The organism is Frigidibacter sp. ROC022 (assembly GCF_024723735.1).
In the GTDB taxonomy this organism is placed as follows: domain Bacteria; phylum Pseudomonadota; class Alphaproteobacteria; order Rhodobacterales; family Rhodobacteraceae; genus SLM-1.
The window spans coordinates 730,857-749,526 of sequence record NZ_JANQDU010000003.1 but is presented as its reverse complement, the minus strand read 5'-3'; the positions used below and the strand labels follow the sequence as shown (position 1 = coordinate 749,526).

12 protein-coding genes are annotated in these 18,670 nt (G+C 68.0%); 3 read left to right on the top strand and 9 right to left on the bottom strand.

The window, feature by feature from the left end; genetic code table 11:
• Positions 1-59: 59 nt before the first annotated feature.
• Complete coding sequence (locus NUW50_RS15405) at positions 60-1,679, bottom strand: NAD(P)H-hydrate dehydratase (protein ID WP_258290021.1); 1,620 nt, start codon at positions 1,677-1,679, stop codon at positions 60-62.
• Positions 1,680-1,842: 163 nt separating this feature from the next.
• Between NUW50_RS15405 and NUW50_RS15400 the strand changes: the two genes are divergently transcribed.
• The 3 genes from NUW50_RS15400 to NUW50_RS15390 all read left to right on the top strand — a co-directional run bounded on the left by NUW50_RS15400 (position 1,843) and on the right by NUW50_RS15390 (position 4,928).
• Entirely contained in the window at positions 1,843-2,181 is a 339-nt protein-coding gene (locus NUW50_RS15400; RefSeq protein WP_258290020.1) for a P-II family nitrogen regulator, read from the top strand.
• A 67-nt stretch (positions 2,182-2,248) separates the two neighbouring features.
• Positions 2,249-3,655: a type I glutamate--ammonia ligase gene (gene glnA, locus NUW50_RS15395; RefSeq protein WP_258290019.1), complete on the top strand. Its 1,407-nt coding sequence runs from the start codon at positions 2,249-2,251 to the stop codon at positions 3,653-3,655.
• Positions 3,656-3,851: 196 nt separating this feature from the next.
• Positions 3,852-4,928: a hypothetical protein gene (locus tag NUW50_RS15390; RefSeq protein WP_258290018.1), complete on the top strand. Its 1,077-nt coding sequence runs from the start codon at positions 3,852-3,854 to the stop codon at positions 4,926-4,928.
• A gap of 6 nt (positions 4,929-4,934) precedes the next feature.
• Here NUW50_RS15390 and NUW50_RS15385 read toward each other — a convergent pair whose 3' ends face one another.
• The 8 genes from NUW50_RS15385 to hisI all read right to left on the bottom strand — a co-directional run bounded on the left by NUW50_RS15385 (position 4,935) and on the right by hisI (position 18,552).
• Positions 4,935-6,806, bottom strand: a complete 1,872-nt coding sequence (locus NUW50_RS15385; RefSeq protein WP_258290017.1) for an alpha-amylase family glycosyl hydrolase — start codon at positions 6,804-6,806, stop codon at positions 4,935-4,937.
• 15 nt (positions 6,807-6,821) lie between these two features.
• On the bottom strand, positions 6,822-8,447 hold the full coding sequence (locus tag NUW50_RS15380; RefSeq protein ID WP_258290016.1) for an alpha-D-glucose phosphate-specific phosphoglucomutase: 1,626 nt from the start codon (positions 8,445-8,447) through the stop codon (positions 6,822-6,824).
• A gap of 45 nt (positions 8,448-8,492) precedes the next feature.
• Positions 8,493-10,631 carry a glycogen debranching protein GlgX gene (gene glgX, locus NUW50_RS15375; protein WP_258290015.1) on the bottom strand — a complete coding sequence of 713 codons (2,139 nt, stop codon included), beginning with the start codon at positions 10,629-10,631 and terminating at the stop codon, positions 8,493-8,495.
• Entirely contained in the window at positions 10,628-12,067 is a 1,440-nt protein-coding gene (gene glgA, locus NUW50_RS15370; protein ID WP_258290014.1) for a glycogen synthase GlgA, read from the bottom strand. Before glgA ends, glgX begins: the two co-directional genes overlap by 4 nt.
• Before the next feature lie 133 nt (positions 12,068-12,200).
• The gene (gene glgC / locus NUW50_RS15365) at positions 12,201-13,472 is read right to left on the bottom strand and encodes a glucose-1-phosphate adenylyltransferase (RefSeq protein ID WP_258290013.1); all 1,272 of its coding nucleotides are present in this window, start codon (positions 13,470-13,472) and stop codon (positions 12,201-12,203) included.
• 16 nt (positions 13,473-13,488) lie between these two features.
• Positions 13,489-15,669 (bottom strand): 1,4-alpha-glucan branching protein GlgB, encoded by a 2,181-nt coding sequence (gene glgB, locus NUW50_RS15360; protein ID WP_258290012.1) that lies wholly within the window; start codon positions 15,667-15,669, stop codon positions 13,489-13,491.
• A gap of 15 nt (positions 15,670-15,684) precedes the next feature.
• Complete coding sequence (locus tag NUW50_RS15355) at positions 15,685-18,114, bottom strand: glycogen/starch/alpha-glucan phosphorylase (protein WP_258290011.1); 2,430 nt, start codon at positions 18,112-18,114, stop codon at positions 15,685-15,687.
• Between the two features lie 81 nt (positions 18,115-18,195).
• Entirely contained in the window at positions 18,196-18,552 is a 357-nt protein-coding gene (gene hisI / locus NUW50_RS15350; RefSeq protein WP_258290010.1) for a phosphoribosyl-AMP cyclohydrolase, read from the bottom strand.
• Positions 18,553-18,670: the final 118 nt, after the last annotated feature.

Sequence of the window (18,670 nt, the reverse complement as noted above, 5' to 3'; positions counted from 1 at the left end):
TACAGGTTGCGGCGGGTCAGGAAAAGCCACCGCGCCGGATCGTGACCCGGCCGCCGCCGCTACATGCCCAGGGCGCGAAACACCTTCGGCAGTTCCTCGGGCAGATCCTCGGCGATCAGCCCCGGCCCGAAGAACCGCGCCGCCTCGACATGCAGCCAGGCGGCGGTCGCGGCGGCCAGCATGGGGTCCAGGCCGCGCGCCAGCAGCCCGCAGATCATCCCCGCCAGCACATCGCCGCTACCGGCCGTCGCCAGCCAGGGCGCGGCGCGGTCATAGGCGGCGGAATGCACCGCACAACGGCCCCAGGGATCGGCGATCACGGTATCGGCCCCCTTGAACAGCACCACGCATCCGGCACGGGCCGCCGCCTCGCGCGTGGCATCCACCTTGGAAAAGGCCGGGCCGGCAACGACCGGCGCCGCGAGGGTCTCGGCGATATCCGGAAACAACCGCGCGAATTCTCCGGCATGGGGGGTGAGTATGCAGCGCCCGGACAGCGCCCCGAACAGCGCATCGTCCTGCCCGAGAAGGCTCAGCGCATCGGCGTCGAGCACCACGCCGGGCGCGTGTTCGGCCCGCAGCGCCGCGCCGATCAGCGCCCCGGCCCGCGCGTCGAGCCCAAGCGCCGGCCCGAGGCAGAGCGCGTTGATGCGCCTGTCCGCCAGCAGCCCGGCGAGGTCCGCGGCCCCGTCCACCTGGCGCAGCATGATCGCGTCGAGCCGTGCCGCGTTCTCGGCCAGCGCGGGACCGGGTGCGCCGAGCGTCACCACCCCGGCCCCGATTCTGAGCGCCCCGCGTGCCGCCAGCCGCGCCGCACCGCCCCGGCTTGCGGGGCCGGAGAGGATCAGCGCATGCCCATGGGCATATTTGTGATCGCCGCCGCCCCGCCCGGCGTCGGCGCTGCCCTTGGGAAACCAGCGTGCCGGCGGCACCCCCATCCGGCTGCCGTCAACCAGCTTCGGCGCGCCGCGCGGCATGGCCACCACATCGGCGGGCAGAAGCTCGCGCCCCTCCTCGCCGGCAATCGACAGGATCAACTGCGGGTCCAGCCCCAGCGGCACCACCCGCAACGAACCGCAGAGCCGCGGCCCCTGCCCCAGATGATGGCCGCGCTTGGGCCTCTCGAAGGTCACCGTCAGATCGGCCGGCAAAGTCCCCGACAACGGCCTTCCGCTGTCGGCATCCAGCCCGCTGGGCACGTCGATGGCCAGGGAACGCCTGCAGGGCGCCAGGGGCAGCGCCCCCTTCAGCGCCGGCTCCAGCGGCCGGGTCAGGCCGATCCCGAACAGCGCATCGACCACCAGATCGGCCGCCTCGCAGGCGGTCCGGACGGCATCGCCCTCCAGCGGGCGGGTGGTTCCGATCGCCTGCCACCGCGCATGGTTCACCCGCGCATCCGGCGGCAACCTGTCGGCATCGCCGTAGTGGAACAGTTCCACCTCCCAGCCCCGTTCCGCCAGGAGCCGCGCCACGACGAACCCGTCGCCGCCGTTGTTGCCCGGCCCGCAGAGCACCACCGCCCGATGCACGGTCACCGCCAGTTCCGGCCATTCCTCCAGCAGCGCCGCGACGACACCCCGTCCCGCCCGCTCCATCAGCTCCAGTCCGGTGACCGCGCCGCTGTCCATCGCCGCCCGCTCGATGGCCCGCATCTGGGCGGCAGTCAGAAGGTCCGTCATCGTCACTCCATTCCAATTCTGCCCATTCGCGCGCCGACTTGCACATTCTTTGGGCATAAGGCAGGCTTTCGCCCGGGGTCTCCGCCGCCTGTGCCGCCGTCCGATTGTGGCACCGGCCGCGAAGTGTTGAGAACCCCTGAAAGCCAAAAGGGAGTCGAGCATCATGAAAAAGGTCGAGGCAATCATCAAGCCGTTCAAGCTCGACGAGGTCAAGGAAGCACTGCAGGAGATCGGCGTGCAGGGTCTGAGTGTCATCGAAGTCAAGGGCTTCGGGCGTCAGAAGGGCCATACCGAACTCTACCGCGGCGCCGAATATGTGGTGGATTTCCTGCCCAAGGTGAAGATCGAGGTGGTGCTGACCGACGACATGGTCGATCGCGCCATCGAGGCGATTTCCGAAGCCGCCCGCACCGACAAGATCGGTGACGGCAAGATCTTCGTCTCACCGGTCGAGCAGGCCATCCGGATCCGCACAGGCGAGACCGGCGACGACGCCGTCTGAACCGGCATCAGATCAACCCGCCGGGTCGCCCCCGGCAAGACCAAAGCTATCAGGGGAAGGCCCAGAAATGAGCAACAAGGATTTCGTGAAGCGGCTCAAGGACGAGGAGATCGAGTATGTCGATGTCCGGTTCACCGATCCGCGCGGCAAGCTGCAGCATGTGACCGTCGTCGCCGATCTGGTCGATGAGGACTTCATCGAGGAAGGCTTCATGTTCGACGGTTCGTCGATCGCCGGCTGGAAGGCCATCGACCAGTCCGACATGAAGCTGATGCTGGACATCGACACCGCCTATATCGACCCGTTCTACGCCGAAAAGACGATCTGCGTGCACTGCTCGGTGGCCGAGCCGGATACCGGCGAAGCCTATGAACGCGACCCGCGCTCGACCGCGCAGAAGGCCGAGGCCTATCTCAAGTCCTCGGGCGTCGGCGACGTCTTCTACTGCGGCCCCGAAGCCGAGTTCTTCGTCTTCGACGACGTGCGCTATTCGATCGGCATGAACAAGGTGAGCTATCAGGTCGATGCCGTGGACGGCGCCTGGAACACCGATGCCGAATTCGAGATGGGCAACACCGGTCACCGCCCGGGCGTCAAGGGCGGCTACTTCCCGGTCAACCCGGTCGACCAGGCCCAGGACCTGCGCGGCGAGATGCTCTCGACCATGAAGCGGATGGGCATGAAGGTGGACAAGCACCACCACGAGGTCGCCTCGAACCAGCACGAGCTGGGGCTGATCTTCGACTCGCTGACCAAACAGGCCGACGAGCTGCAGAAGTACAAATACGTCATCCACAACGTGGCCGACGCCTATGGCAAGTCGGCGACCTTCATGCCGAAGCCGATGAAGGGCGACAACGGCACCGGGATGCATGTGAACATGTCGATCTGGAAGGGCGGCAAGCCGCTGTTCGCGGGCGACAAATACGCCGATCTCAGCCAGGAGGCGCTGTGGTTCATCGGCGGCATCCTGAAGCACGCCAAGGCGCTGAACGCGATCACCAACCCGTCGACCAACAGCTACAAGCGGCTGATCCCGGGCTTCGAAGCCCCGGTGCTGCGGGCCTATTCGGCGCGCAACCGCTCGGGCTGCGTGCGGATTCCGTGGACCGAAAGCCCGAAGGCCAAGCGCGTCGAGGCCCGCTTCCCGGACCCGTCGGCGAACCCCTATCTGTGCTTCGCCGCGCTGCTGATGGCCGGTCTCGACGGGATCAAGAGCAAGATCGACCCCGGCCCGGCCTCGGACAAGGACCTGTACGACCTGCCGCCGGAAGAACTGGCCGCGATCCCGACGGTCTGCGGCTCGCTGCGCGAGGCGCTGGAATCGCTGGAAGCCGATCACGACTTCCTGCTGGCCGGCGACGTCTTCACCAAGGGCCAGCTGGAAGGCTACATCGGGCTCAAGTGGGAAGAGGTCTACGAATACGAGCACACGCCGCACCCGGTGGAATACAAGCTCTACTACTCCTGCTGAGTTCCGGCCCCTGCCGGCACGCACAAGACGGGCGCCTTCGGGCGCCCGTTCGCGTTTCGGGGCCGGCCCGGGCCCCGGCAGTGCCGATTACCGCGCCAATGTGGCGGGCCGCCACGATTGTTTCCCAATACGGGACATAATCTTTCCATCTTCCTGAGTGATACCGATACGGCAACAAGTCCGCGAGGCCATTCCGATGACCAAAGCCCTGCTCTCCGGTTCCGAACCGATCACCTCTGCCGCGCCGATCGGCGTCCGGCTGCTGTCCTCCGTCGTTCAGAGGATCGACCTGAGCCGGATGGAAGCGGTGCTGTCCGACCTGTTGCTGGAATTCCGGATGCCGGTGCTGCGTGTCGAGGCCCCGGGGGCCGCAAGGCTGCGGCTGATCACCGGCCGGGCCGAGGTGCTGCTGAGCTTCCGCGACGCGCCGTTGCCGCGTGACCAGCTGGCCGACCCGGCGCGCCCCGAGGGCGGCGAGGACCGCGATGCCCTGGCGCGCATCCGGCTGAAACGTCACCGCGCCGTCCTGTCGCTCAGCCTGCGCCGGCTCGACCCCGAGGAGGCCAGCGATTCCGCGCCGCTGAGCCACTATCAGGGGCTGGCGGTGATCCAGCGGTTGATCCGCTCTCTCTCGGGCCTCTGGCCCGCCGATCTGGTGATCTGGGAGCCCTCGCGCACGGTCTACACGATTTCGGAATTCAACGCCCTGGAACGGCGCGAGCGGATCGTTCCGACCCGGCCACGGCGCTGCGAACTGCCGCACCGTGACTCGCGCCGCCAGCGCCCGAAGATGCTGGATATCGGGCAGGAATCCCCGGCCCTGACCGAGGTGTTCAGCCAGCTCGACAAGGTCCTGCCGCGGCACCCGGAACCTGCGAATGACGGGTCCGGACCAGGGCCCCAGCCGCAGCCGGCGCCCCTTGCCCGCACACCGGCCGAACCGACGCCCCAAGTCGCCAACGACCTGCCCGACCTGCCGCGCCCCGGGCATGACGTGCAGACCCGGCTGAAGGCCGTCTTCGGCGCGATCCAGCTGCCGCGCGACAATGCCCTCTGCACGGCCAAGGACGCCACCCTGCCGGGCCGTCTGGCGGTCTATGCGCTGAACGGCTCGATCCTTGTCATGGCCTTCCCGGTCGGGATGGGAATGCTGACCTACAATGTCATGAAGGGCGAGAACCTGACCGCCACGGCCCGGATGATGGCGCTGACCGGGATCGGCATGGCGTTGAGCACCTATGGCGGCCTCGGCACGCTGCTGCCCTTTGCCTGAGCACGCTCAGACCAGCCAGAGCGCGCCATAGGGCGGCAACCGCACCGCGCCGTCGTCCGTCGGGACCGGGCGCTCGGCCAGCAGGTCATCGAAGCGCCGCACCCCTTCCCCGCGGCACCATTCCGCCGAGACCGGCTGCGGCTGCTCCGAGAAGTTCAGCAGGCACAGGACCGGGTCCACCGGGGCGCGGCGGCGATAGGCCAGCACCGCCTCGGGGCCGGGGGCCAGGATCTCGACCGGCACCGCCCCGTGAAAGGCCGGGATCGCCGCCCGCCGCGCCAGGATCCTCCGCGTTCCCGTCAGCACCCGCGCCGCCGCCGTCTCGCCCGACTGCGCCGATTGCGCCGCCTCCCAGTCCATCCGGGGCCGGTGCAGCCAGCGACTATCCGGGGCGTGTTCGGGATCGTCCAGATAGCCCCAATCGTTCAGCATGGCGATCTCGTCGCCCATGTAGATCAAGGGGATGCCGCCGTAACTTGCGATCAGCGCATGGCCCAGCAATATCCGCGCCACCGCCATCTCGGTCGCCAGCGGATCGTCGCCGGCCCGCTCCAGCCCGGCCAGCGAGGCGAAGGAGCCCGAAATCCGCCTGTCCCCGGTCGCCGGGTTCTCCTGAAACAGCGCCCCCCGCGCGAAAGAGCCGGGGAACTCGCCGGTATAGAACTCGGACAGGAAGGCCCGGTGCAGATGACCGTTCAGCCCGACCGCCCCGGCGTCCTCGTCGGTCACCGCCCAGCCGATGTCGTCATGGCAGCGGATATAGGTCGCATAGGTGGCATTGGTCACCGTCGTCGGGAAATGGCTGCGCAGCACATGGGTCATCAGCCGGCAGTCCCGCGCCGCCAGCGCCGACCAGAACTGTACCATCAGGCTGTTGTGATAGGCCAGGTTGCCTTCCTTGCCGTCGTGCCGGCCCCGGCCCAGATAGCTCAGCATCTCGGCCGGTGAGACGATGGCCTCTTCCAGATGGATCAGCGCCGGGGCGGCGATCCGGCTGACCGCACGCAAGGCCTGCAACAGCTTGTGAACCTCGGGTTCCGACTGGCAGCGGCTGCCCATCCGCTTCCACAGGAAGGCCACCGCATCCAGCCGCAGAACATCGACACCGCGGTTGGCAAGGTCGAGCATCACCCCCGCCATTTCCAGGAACACCTGCGGATTGGCCCAGTTCAGGTCCCATTGGAAACGGTTGAACGTGGTCCAGACCCAGCTGCCATCGGCCTGCCGGGTGAAATTGCCCGGCGCGGTGTCGGGAAAGACCTCGACCAGGGTTTCCTCGTATTGACGCGGCAGCGAGTCGTCCTCGAAGATCAGATAGTAGTCCCGATACTTCGCCTCTCCCGCCGCGGCCCGCCGGGCCCAGTCGTGCTCCTGCGCGGTGTGGTTCAGCACCAGGTCGATGCAGAGACTGATGCCGCGCGCCCTGAGCGCCGCCGCCAGCGACCCGAAATCCGCCATGTCGCCCAGCCGCGGGTCGATGGCGCCATAGTCCATCACCGCATAGCCACCGTCCGAATCCCCGGGCCGGGGCTTCAGGCAGGGCATCAGGTGCACATAGGTGATGCCCAGGCTGTCCAGCCAGTCGAGCCGCTCCTGCACCCCGGCCAGCGTGTCGGCGAAGCGATCGACATAGAACACATAGCCCGCCATTCGGGGCCGCTGGAACCAGTCCGGCGCCAGGTCGCGTTGCAGGTCGAGCCGCTTAAGATCGGCCGGGCGCGCCGCCCAGGATCGCTTCAAGAGTGCCAGCAAAGCCTTTGATATAGCTTCATAATCCGATCTCTGCCCATAGAGCTCGTCCAGCATGTCGAACAGATCGGCGCGGCTCCGCTCCAGCCGCAGTTCGAAGATCTCGCGGTCGGCCCTGCTCAGCGCCATGGCCCGGGCCGGGGCTCAGGTGATGACATCGGGCGCGGTCTTTCCCGAGGCGGCGGCAATCCCCGCCAGTTCCTCGGCGGCGCGGATCAGGGGGGCCAGCGCCTGCTGCGGGTCGAGCCCCAGATCGCCGCCCGCAGGTTCGTAGCGTTCCAGGTAGAGCCGAAGGGTCGCGCCGCTGGTGCCGGTGCCCGACAGCCGCAGCACCAGCCGCGACCCGCCCTCGAAGACGACCCGCAGCCCCTGCCCGGCCGAGACCGACCCATCGACCGGATCGGTATAGGCAAACTCATCCGCCGCCGCGATGGCCATGCCCTCGATCACCTGGCCCGGCAGCGCCGTCAGCCGGTCGCGCAGCGCCGCCATCATCGCATCGGCGCTGTCGCTGGGCAGCCCTTCGTAATCGTGCCGCGAATAGTAGTTCCGGCCGTAGGTCCGCCAGTGATCCTGCATCACCTCCGCGACCGACTCCCGCCGCACCGCCAGGATATTCAGCCACATCAGGATCGCCCAGAGCCCGTCCTTTTCGCGCACATGGTCGCTGCCGGTGCCGAAACTCTCCTCCCCGCACAGGCTGACCCGCCCGGCATCCATCAGATTGCCGAAGAACTTCCACCCCGTCGGCGTCTCGAAACACTCGATCCCCCTGGCCTTCGCGACGAGGTCCACCGCGCTGCTGGTCGGCATCGAGCGGGCCACGCCCTTCAGCCCCCCGGCATAGCCCGGCGCAAGATGCGCATTGGCGGCCAGCACCGCGAGACTGTCCGAGGGCGCGACGTAGATTCCCCGCCCCAGGATCATGTTGCGGTCGCCGTCGCCATCCGAGGCGGCGCCGAAATCGGGACCATCCCCGGACATCATCTCGGCCATCAGCTCATGCGCCCAGGTCGGGTTCGGGTCGGGATGCATGCCGCCGAAATCCGGCAGCGGCACGGCATGGACCACGGTCCCCGGCGCGGCGCCCAGGCGGCGTTCCAGGATTTCCACCGCATAGGGGCCCGTCACCGCGTTCATACTGTCCATGCGCAGCCGGAAACCCGCTTGAAGAAGACCCCGGATCGCATTGAAATCGAACAGGGATTCCATCAGGTCGGCATAGGCGGAAACCGGATCGACGACCTCGACCACCATCCCGCCCAGCCGCGTCTCGCCGGGCCGCGACAGGTCCAGGTCCTGCGACTCGGCGATCCGGTACTCGCGGATCTCGGCGGTCCGGGCAAAGATCGCCCCGGTCACCGCCTCCGGCGCCGGACCGCCGTTCGGCATGTTGAACTTGACCCCGAAATCCGCATCCGGCCCGCCGGGGTTGTGGCTGGCCGAAAGGATGATCCCGCCATCGGTCCGGCGCAGCCGGATCATATGGCTGGCCGCCGGGGTCGAGAGCAGCGCCCCCTGCCCGACGATCATCCGCGCGGCACCGTTGGCCGCCGCCATCCTCAGGATCACCTGCGCCGCCCGATCGTTGAAATAGCGCCCGTCGCCGCCCAGGACAAAGGTCTTGCCCGCCGCGCCGCCGATCGCGTCGAAGATCGCCTGAACGAAATTCTCCAGATAATGCGGCCCCATGAAGACCGGGGTCTTCTTGCGCAGCCCCGAGGTGCCGGGTTTCTGGCCGTCGATCGGCGCGGTGGTGATCTGGGTCATTATGGCCTCCGTTCCTGCGACCCTAACAGGGCCGTTTGCGCAATCCTATAGAGCGACCGGCCGGGCCCCGACAACCGGCGCGAAGACCGCCACCGACTGCGCCGCCACCGGCACCCGCGGCCCGGTCTCCACCGTCCCGGGCGCCTCCGGCGCGGCGGTGTCGAGCACCCGCTCCCAGGGCCGTTCCCCCGGCGGCTCGGGCAGCGTCACCTCGGTCGTGGCACCGCCATTGACGACGACGAAGACCACATCGTCGGACGCGGCCCCCGCCGGCGACGCCGAGGCGGCCCGGATCTCGGCGCAGAGACAGCGCCAGTCGGGCCGAGACCAATCCGCATCCGCGGGCGGAGAGCCGTCCGGCAGCCGCCAGAACAGATCCGGGATGCCGTCGCTCTGGCGCGGCCTGGAATGCAGGAACAGCTTCTGCCGCAGCACCGGATGCGCCCGGCGCAGCGCCGTCAGCCGGGCGACGAAGCCGGCCAGGGCCCAGTCGGGATCGCTCCAGTCGATCCAGCCGGTGGCGTTGTCCTGCGCATAGGCGTTGTTGTTGCCGCCCTGGCTGTTGCCGATCTCGTCCCCGGCCAGCAGGAACGGCGTGCCCTGCGCCAGCAGCACCGAGGCCAGCAGGTTGCGCTTGCGCTGCGCCCGCGCCGCCCGGATCGCCGGATCATCGCTCGGCCCCTCGACCCCGAAATTGTCCGAGTGGTTGGCGTCGGTCCCGTCGCGGTTTTCCTCGCCATTGGCCAGGTTGTGCTTGGCACGGTAGCCGACCAGATCCTCCAGCGTGAACCCGTCATGCACGGTGACGAAATTGACCGACGCCGTCGCCGGGCGTCCCGAATGGTCGAACTGCTGCGCCGAACCGGAGAGCCGCGACGACAGTTCAGCCACCCCCGCCTGCCCGGTCCAGAACTTGCGCAGCCCGTCGCGGAACCGGTCGTTGAACTCCAGGAACGGATGCGGGAAGGCGCCCAGCTGATAGCCGCCGGGGCCGAGGTCCCAGGGTTCGGTGATCAGCTTGACCCGGCTCAGCACCGGGTCCTGGCCGATCGCCTTCAGGAATCCGCCCTGCGGGTCGAAACCATGCGCCTCGCGCGCCAGCGCGGTGCCGAGATCGAAGCGGAACCCGTCGACATGGAAGGTCTCGACCCAGTAGCGCAGCGAATCCATCACCATCCGCAGCACCATCGGATGCGAGAGGTTCAGCGTGTTGCCGGTGCCGGTATCGTTGACATAGAAACGCCCGCCGTCCTTCAGCCGGTAGTAGCTGGCGTTGTCCAGCCCGCGAAAGGCCAGCGTCGGCCCCATCTCGTTGCCCTCGGCGGTGTGGTTGTAGACCACGTCCAGCACCACCTCGATCCCGGCGGCATGAAAGCGCCGCACCATGATCTGCAATTCCCGGATCCGGCCCTGGCTCATGTAGCGCGGCTCGGGCGCGAAGAAGCCGATCGAGTTGTAGCCCCAGTAGTTGCGCAGCCCCGCCGCGACCAGGAAACGGTCATCGACAAAGGCCTGCACCGGCATGATCTGGACCGTGGTCACGCCGAGCCGGGTCAGATGCTCCAGCACCGGCTCGGCGCACATCCCCAGATAGGACCCGCGCAGCCCCGGCTCGACCCCCGGATGCAGCATGGTCAGGCCCTTCACATGCGCCTCGTAAAGCACCGTCTCGGACGCCGGGATCCGCGGCGGGCGGTCCCCGCCCCAGCCGAACGACGGGTCCGCCACCACCGATTTCGGAACCGCGAAGGCCGAATCCCGCGTGTCGAAGCTCAGGTCGGCGCGCGCACTGCCGACCCGGTAGCCCATCACCGCGTCCGACCATTTCAGCGCCCCCGAAAGCTGCTTGGCATAGGGGTCGATCAGCAGCTTGTTGGGGTTGAACCGATGCCCGGCCTCGGGCGCATAGGGGCCATGGACCCGGTAGCCGTAGAGCGTGCCCGGAGTCAGCCCGGCGACGAAGACATGCCAGACGTCGCCATTGCGTTCGCGCAGTTCGATCCGTGCCCGCTCCTTGCGGCCGTCGGCCGAGAACAGGCACAGTTCGACCCGCTCGGCATGGGCCGAGAAGACCGCGAAATTGACACCGTCGCCGGTGAAACTGGCGCCCAGCGGCGCCGGACAGCCGGCCGACAGCGCATGGCCGCGCAGCCGGCGCGGCGGTTCGGCACCGGCGTCGTTCATGTGCCGGGCCGTGTGGTCAGCCGGTCGTAGAGCGCCGCATAGGCGCGCGACGACGCCTCCCAGGAGACATCGGCCCTCATCGCCCGGCGTTGCAGCGCCGCCCAGAGCGCCGGCGCGGCATGCAGCTCGACCAGCCGCCGCAGGCTCTGGCCCAGGGCAAGCGCGTCGGTCGGGTGAAAGGTCAGCCCGGTCGCGACACCGGCCTGCAGGGCCGCCGGATTGGCGGTGATGACCGTATCGGCCAGCCCGCCGGTCGCCGCCACCACCGGAATCGTGCCGAAACGCAGCCCGTACATCTGGGTCAGCCCGCAGGGCTCGAAGCGCGACGGCACCAGCACCGCGTCGCCGCCGGCGAACATCCGCTGCGACAGCGCCTCGTCATAGCCGATCCGCACCGCCACCCGCTCCGGATGGGACCCGGCCAGGTCGCGCAGCGCCTGTTCCAGTTCCGGCTCGCCGCTGCCCAGCACGATCAGCCCGCCGCCCTGCGCGACAAAGCCCGGCGCCGCCTCGACGATCAGGTCGATGCCCTTCTGCCCGGTCAGCCGCGAGACCACGATGGCCAGCGGCCCCGGCACCGCGCCCAGCCCGCATTCGGCCAGCAACGCCGCCCGGTTCGCCGCCTTGCCCTTCATCGCCCTTGCCGAATAGGGCACCGGCGCCCGGCCCGGGTCCCAGACCGCGGTATCGGTGCCGTTCAGGATTCCGGTCAGATCGGCGGCGCGGTTGCGGATCACCCCTTCCAGACCCATTCCGAATTCGGGCCGCATCAGCTCTTCGGCATAGCTCGGCGACACGGTGGTGATCGCATCGGCCCAGACGAGCCCCGCCTTCAGCGTCGAGATCTGCCCCCAGTATTCATAACCCTCCGAACGATAGCCCCCGGCCTCCAGCCGCAGCGCCGCACGCCGGTCGGCCGGGGCCAGCCCCTGGAAGGCGATGTTGTGGATGGTGAGGACCGATGGCACCCTGCTGCCCTGCTGGCGCAGATAGGCCGGGGCCAGCCCGCCCTGCCAGTCATGCGCATGCAGCAGATCGGGGCGCCAGCCATCGCCCAGCCCCCGCCCGGCGATCTCCGCCGCCACCCAGCAGAGCGCCGCGAAACGTTCGGGATTGTCGGGATGGTCGCCCGCGGGCCCGCCATAGGGGCCGCCTGCCCGGTCAAAGAGATGCGGCGCCTGCAGGGCCAGCACCGACACCCCGCCGGCCTCGCCCGAGACCAGCCGCGCCGGCCCGCCGAACAGATCGGCCGCGCGCCAGAGCGGCTTCGAGACCCTGCCCAGTTTCTCCAGCACCCCGGGATAGGCCGGGATCAGCACCCGCATCTCCCAGCCCCGCGGCGCCAGCGCCCCGGGCAGCGCCCCCACCACATCGGCCAGGCCGCCGGTCTTGACCAGCGGCACGCATTCCGAGGCGACCGACAGCACCCGCCCCATCAGACGCCCTCCGCCCCGATGCGCGGCACCCCATCTTCGGGTCCGAAATACTCGCGGGGGGGCCGCAGGCGGGGGGCGGCAGCCCCCCTCCGAAGCTCCGCCATCCCGCTCCGACGCCCGGCCATCCCGCGCCTCACCGCAACCGGGCCGCCCGCGCGTCCAGCATCGCCTGGGTGATCAGCACGATGCCGCTCTCGGTGCGCCGAAACCATTTCGCATCCTCCTCGGGATCCTGCCCGACCACCAGCCCTTCCGGAATCCGCACACCGCGATCCAGCACGCAATTGGCCAGTTCGGCCCGTTCGCCGACATCGGCGTAAGGCAAGGCCACCACATGGTCCAGCGCCGAGTAGCTGTGCGCATAGACCCCGGTGAACAGCAGCGAATTGCGCACCTCGCTGCCCGAGACGATGCAGGCGCCCGAGACCAGGCTCTGGATCGCCGCACCGCGCCGGCCGTCCTCATCATGGACGAATTTCGCCGGAGGCACCGATTCCGCATAGGTCCAGATCGGCCAGGAGGTGTCATAGAGGTCCAGCGGCGGGGTGAACTGGGTGAGGTCGATATTGGCCTGCCAGAAGGCATCGACCGTCCCGACATCGCGCCAGTAGGGCTCCTTCTCCAGCCCGCTGGTCACGCAGCTTTCCTCGAAGCGATGCGCCATCGCCTTGCCGTGTCTCACGATCTCGGGGATCAGGTCATGGCCGAAATCATGGCTGGAATTCCTGTCCTCGGCGTCCTTCATCAGCAGGTCGCGCAGGAAGGCCCAGTTGAAGATATAGATCCCCATCGAGGCCAGCGCGTGATCCGGGTCGCCGGGAATGGCGGGCGGGTCGGCCGGTTTCTCCAGGAAATCCGTCACCCGGCCGGTGGCATCGACATGCATGACGCCGAAGGCCACCGCCTCCATCCTCGGCACGGTCAGGCAGCCGATGGTCACGTCGGCGCCGGTCTCGACATGCTGGCGCAGCATGACCTCGTAATCCATCTTGTAGACATGGTCGCCGGCCAGGACGATGATGTAATCGACGCCGTAGCTGTCGACGATGTCGATGTTCTGGGTCACGGCATCGGCGGTGCCGAGATACCACTTGTCCTCGGCCACCCGCTGCGAGGCGGGCAGGATATCGAGATATTCGTTGCGCTCGGCCCGGAAGAAGGCCCAGCCGCGCTGCATGTGGCGGATCAGGCTGTGCGCCTTGTACTGGGTCGCGATCGCCATCTTGCGGATGCCCGAGTTCAGCGCGTTGGACAGGGCGAAGTCGATGATCCGCGTCTTGCCGCCGAAATAGACCGCCGGCTTGGCCCGCAGGTCGGTCAGTTCCTTCAGCCGGCTGCCGCGTCCGCCGGCCAGCACAAAGGCCATCGCCCGGGTCGACAGTCTGGTATTCGGTCTGGCTTTCATCTTGTCCTCTCCGGGATCAACGCTCTTGCACGAAATAGACGGCGCTCAGCGGCGGCAGCACCACCGGCGCCGACTGTCCCTGCCCCATCCAGGGCCGGGCCTCGGTCGTCACCCCGCCCATGTTGCCGCGATTGCCGCCACCATAGACCGAAGAGTCGGAATTCAGCGCCTCGCGCCAGCGCCCCGGCGCCGGGAATCCCAGCCGGTAGTCCGCACGCTCGACCGGGGTCATGTTGACCGCCACCACCACCATCGGTTCGCCCGGCGCCCCCCTGCGGGTCCAGGCGAAGACCGAATTGGCGGTGTCGTTGCTCTCGATCCAGCCGAAGCCTTCCGGGCGGCAATCGTTGCGGTGCAGCGCCGGGGTCGCGGCGTAGAGCCGGTTCAGATCGCGGACCAGCGCCTGAATGCCGCGATGTTCGGGCGCGTCCAGCAGCGGCCAGTCGAGGCCGGCGTCATGGTTCCACTCGGCGACCTGCGCGAATTCCTGCCCCATGAACAGAAGCTTCTTGCCGGGATGGCCCCACATATAGCCGTAATAGGCCCGCAGATTGGCGAATTTCTCCCAGTCGGTGCCCGGCATCCGGGTCAGCATCGTGCCCTTGCCGTGCACGACCTCGTCATGGCTGATCGGCAGCAGGTAGTTCTCGGACCAGGCATAGGAGAAGCTGAAGGTCATGTCGTCGTGATGGTGGCGGCGGTGGATCGGTTCCTTCGCCATGTAGCGCAGGCTGTCGTTCATCCAGCCCATGTTCCACTTGAAACCGAATCCCAGCCCGCCCTGGTCGGTGGGTCGCGAGACACCGGGGAAGGCAGTGCTTTCTTCGGCCACGGTCATGATGCCGGGCACCTCGCCATAGGCGATCTCGTTCATCCGGCGCAGCAGCGCGATGGCCTCGTAATTCTCGCGGCCCCCGTCCCGGTTCGGCACCCATTCGCCAGGCTTGCGCGAATAGTCGCGGTAGAGCATCGAGGCCACGGCATCGACGCGCAGCCCGTCAACGTGGAATTCCTCCAGCCAGTACAAGGCGTTGGAGATCAGGAAATTGGCCACCTCGGCGCGGCCGTAGTTGTAGATCAGGGTGTTCCAGTCCTGGTGGAAGCCTTCGCGCGGATCGGCATGTTCGTATAGCGCCGTGCCGTCGAACCGGCCCAGCCCGTGCGGGTCGGTCGGGAAATGGCCCGGCACCCAGTCCAGCAGCACCCCGATCCCGGCGGCATGGGCGGCATCGACGAAGGCCTGGAACTCCTGCGGGGTGCCCATGCGGATCGTCGGCGCATAGAGCCCGATCGGCTGATAGCCCCAGGACCCGTCGAACGGATATTCGCTGACCGGCAGGCATTCGATATGGGTAAAGCCCATCTCGACCGCATAAGGCACCAGCTGCTCGGCCAGTTCGAGATAGCTCAGCGGCCGCCCGCCCTCGGCTCGGCGCCAGCTGGGCAGATGCACCTCGTAGACCGAGATCGGGGCATCGACGCTCTGCGCCGCGGCCCGCGCCTGCATCCAGCCCGCGTCGGTCCATTCGGCCTTGTCGATCCGCCGCACCACGCTGCCGGTCTTCGGCGGATGCTCGGAGCCGAAGCCCACCGGATCGGCCTTCAGCGGCAGGATCGCGCCGCCCCTGGCCCGGATCTCGTATTTGTAGATCGAGCCCTCGCCCAGCCCCGGCAGGAACAGCTCCCACACCCCGCTGCCGCCGCGCCGCCGCATCACATGGCGGCGCCCGTCCCAGGCGTTGAAATCGCCGACCACCGAGACCCTCTCGGCATTCGGGGCCCAGACCGCGAAGCGCAGGCCCTCGTGGCCCTGATGGCGGATCGGCGCCGCGCCCAGCACCTGCCATAGCCGGCGGTGCCTGCCCTCGCCCAGCAGGTATTCGTCAAGCTCGCCCAGCACCGGCGCGAAGCCGTAGGGATCGTCCCAGTCCCATTGCCGCACTCCGGCCTCGGCCCGCAGCCGATAAGGGCCGGCGCCGATCTCGCCCGCGAACAGGCCCGGCGCCTCCGGCACCGGGACCAGAGGTCGCGCCTTCGTGTCCTGCAACGCGAAAACCGCTTTAGCTTCGGGCTCGAAAACCCTGAGAATACGGGATTTTCCGACTTCGTGAGGGCCAAGGACCGCGAAAGGGTCGCGAAGACGGCCCTCGATGATTGCGCGCGCCTGCTGCGGGTCGGTCAGTGGCGGCGTGGCCATGGGTCTCCCCTTCGCTCAGAGCAGGGAACTCACATCCCAGATATCCGACATATAGCCCGAAATCGTTCGGTCGGAAGAAAAATAGCCCATCCGCGCCGCGTTCAGGACGGCCATCCGGTTCCAAGACGCAGGGTCATGCCAGGCCGCATCGACGCGCCTCTGGGCCTGCCAATAGGCATCGAAATCCGAGGCGACAAGAAAGTGGTCATTGGTCCAGAGCCGATCCACAAGGCCCCGGTACCGACCCGGCTCTTCATGGGAAAACCGTCCCTCGGCGATGGTTTGCAGCACGCGCTGCAGGATCGGGCTGGCCTCGATCGCCGCCCTGGAATGGTCCGGCGTGGCACGGGTGGCGGTGGCCTCTTCCGTCGTCAGGCCGAAGAGAAAGAAGTTCTCCGCCCCGACCTGCTCGCGGATTTCCACATTGGCGCCGTCCAGCGTGCCGATCGTCAGGGCGCCGTTCAGCGCGAATTTCATGTTGCCGGTGCCCGAAGCCTCGGTGCCGGCGGTCGAAATCTGCTCCGACAGATCCGCCGCCGGGATCAACCGCTCGGCCATCGAGACATTGTAGTTCGGCGGATAGACCACGCGCAGCAGGTCGCGGGTCACCTCGTCCGCATTAAGAACGGCCCCGACATCATTGATAAGACGAACGATTTCCTTCGCAACCGCATAGCCCGGCGCAGCCTTGCCGCCAAATATCTTCACCCGCGGCGCCCAGGCCCCGCCGGGATCGTCCCGGATCGCCTGCCACAGCGCGATGGTTTCCAGCACGTTCATCAGCTGGCGCTTGTATTCGTGAATCCGTTTCACCTGGATGTCGAACATCGCCGCCGGGTTCAGCCCGCCGCCCAGCCAGTCGGCCAGCCGCGCCTTGTTGGCCTGTTTCACCGCCCGGAATTTCTCGCGGAAGCCCGCGTCCTCGGCCAGCGGCTCCAGCCTGCGAAGCCGGTCGAGATCGGCCTCCCAGCCGGCGGCGCCGGCCTCGTCGGCCAGCCCGGCCAGCCCCGGATTGGCCAGCTTCAGCCAGCGGCGGGGCGTGATGCCGTTGGTCTCATTGACGATCCGCCCCGGATGCAGCGCGGCCAGATCGGGGAACAGGCTGCTGGCGACCAGATCGGAATGCAGCGCCGAGACGCCGTTGACCCGATGCGCCATGATGAAGGCCAGTTCCCCCATATGCACCTGGTCGTCGCGCACGATCGCGGTATTGGCCGGGCGCTTCGGATGGCTGCGGGCGTGCCAGTCGTCGATCCGCTCGATGATCTGCATGTGCCGCGGAAGGGTATTGCCCATCAGATAGGTCGCCCAGCGTTCCAGCGCCTCGGGCATCAGCGTGTGATTGGTGAAGCCCAGCACCGAGACGGCCGTCTCGGCCGCCTCCTCGAACCCGACCCCGTGATCATCGACCAGCAGACGGATCAGTTCGGGCCCGGCAATCGCCGGATGGGTGTCGTTGAGCTGCACCGCGACATGCCGACCCAGGCTGAGCGGGTCCTGGCCGGAATTGCCGAAGCGGCGCAGGATGTCCTGCAGCGCCGCCGAGGTCAGGAAATACTCCTGCTTTAGCCGCAGTTCCTTGCCCTGATAGGTGGTGTCGTCGGGATAGAGCACGCGCGAGATGGTCCGGGCCAGCGCCTCGGGCTCGGCCGCGGCGGCGTAGTCGCCGCGGTTGAAGCGCTCCAGATCGAACAGCGTCGTCGGCGCCGCCGCCCAGAGCCGCAGCGTGTTGGCCCAGCGTCCCTTCCAGCCGATGACCGGCATGTCATGGCCGGTCGCCAGAACGCTTTCCCCGGGATGCCAGCGGGCGCGGTCGCCGTCATAGGTGACGTGCCCCTTGAAGCCGATCTCATAGGCCACCTCCGGGCGTTCGAATTCCCAGGGGTGTTTCTGGCTCAGCCAGTCCTCGGGCGTCTCGACCTGCTGGCCGCCTTCGAAGCGCTGCCGGAACAGCCCGTGTTCGTAGCGGATGCCATAGCCATGCGCCGGAACGCCCAGCGTCGCCATGCTGTCCATGAAACAAGCCGCCAGCCGGCCCAGCCCGCCATTACCCAATGCGGCGTCGGGTTCATCCTCGACCAGCGCCGCCCAGTCCTGGCCCAGATCGGCCACCGCCACGCGGCAGGCCTCGTGCAGGCCGAGGTTGATCGCCGCGTCTTCCAGGATCCGCCCGATCAGGAATTCCATCGACAGGTAGTAGACCCGCTTGGCACCGCTCGCGTAGGTCCGCTTGGTCGCGGCAAACCAGGGGCCGACGATCCGGTCGCGCAGCGCGAACGACAGCGCCATGCGCCAGTCATAGACCGAGGCATGGGCCGGGTCCTTGCCCAGCGAATAGCGCAGATGCCGCAGGATATCCTCGCGCAGGGTGTCGGAGCGCAGGGCGCCGGCATCCAAAGCGGTTTGGAGCGATGGCAAGGCGGGGGCGGAAGGCTGCTCTGTCATGGCAACCCTCTACCCGTCGGGGGCCCGATAGGCCAGTCTGATCGTGCGTCACCGGCGGGGCTCGGGCCGGCCCGCGCCGCCTCAGACCATCGGCTTCAGGATTTCCACCTCTTCGCCCCCTTGCAGGGAAGTGTAGAAACAGCTCCGCCGCCCGGTGTGGCAGGCCGGGCCGGTCTGATCGACGCGCAGCAACAGGCAATCGCGATCGCAATCGATCCGCATCTCGATCAACCGCTGCCGGTGCCCCGAGGTTTCGCCCTTGACCCAGAAGGACTGCCGCGAGCGCGACCAATAGGTCACGTCGCCGGTCTCCAGCGTCCGCGCCACCGACTCGGCGTTCATCCAGGCCATCATCAGCACTTCGCCGCTCTTCGCGTCCTGGGCAATGGCGGGGATCAGCCCCTTGGCATCATAGGTGAGGCTTGCTGGATCGAACATGGACTTGGCCTTTTCAAAACCGGCGCGGACGCCTATCTAAGTTGTGGCCTGTCTAGAAAGCTGCGGCCAAAAGGGAAACCCCCGCCCGCCGGGGCGGGCCGCGCGAGGGGAGCGCCGG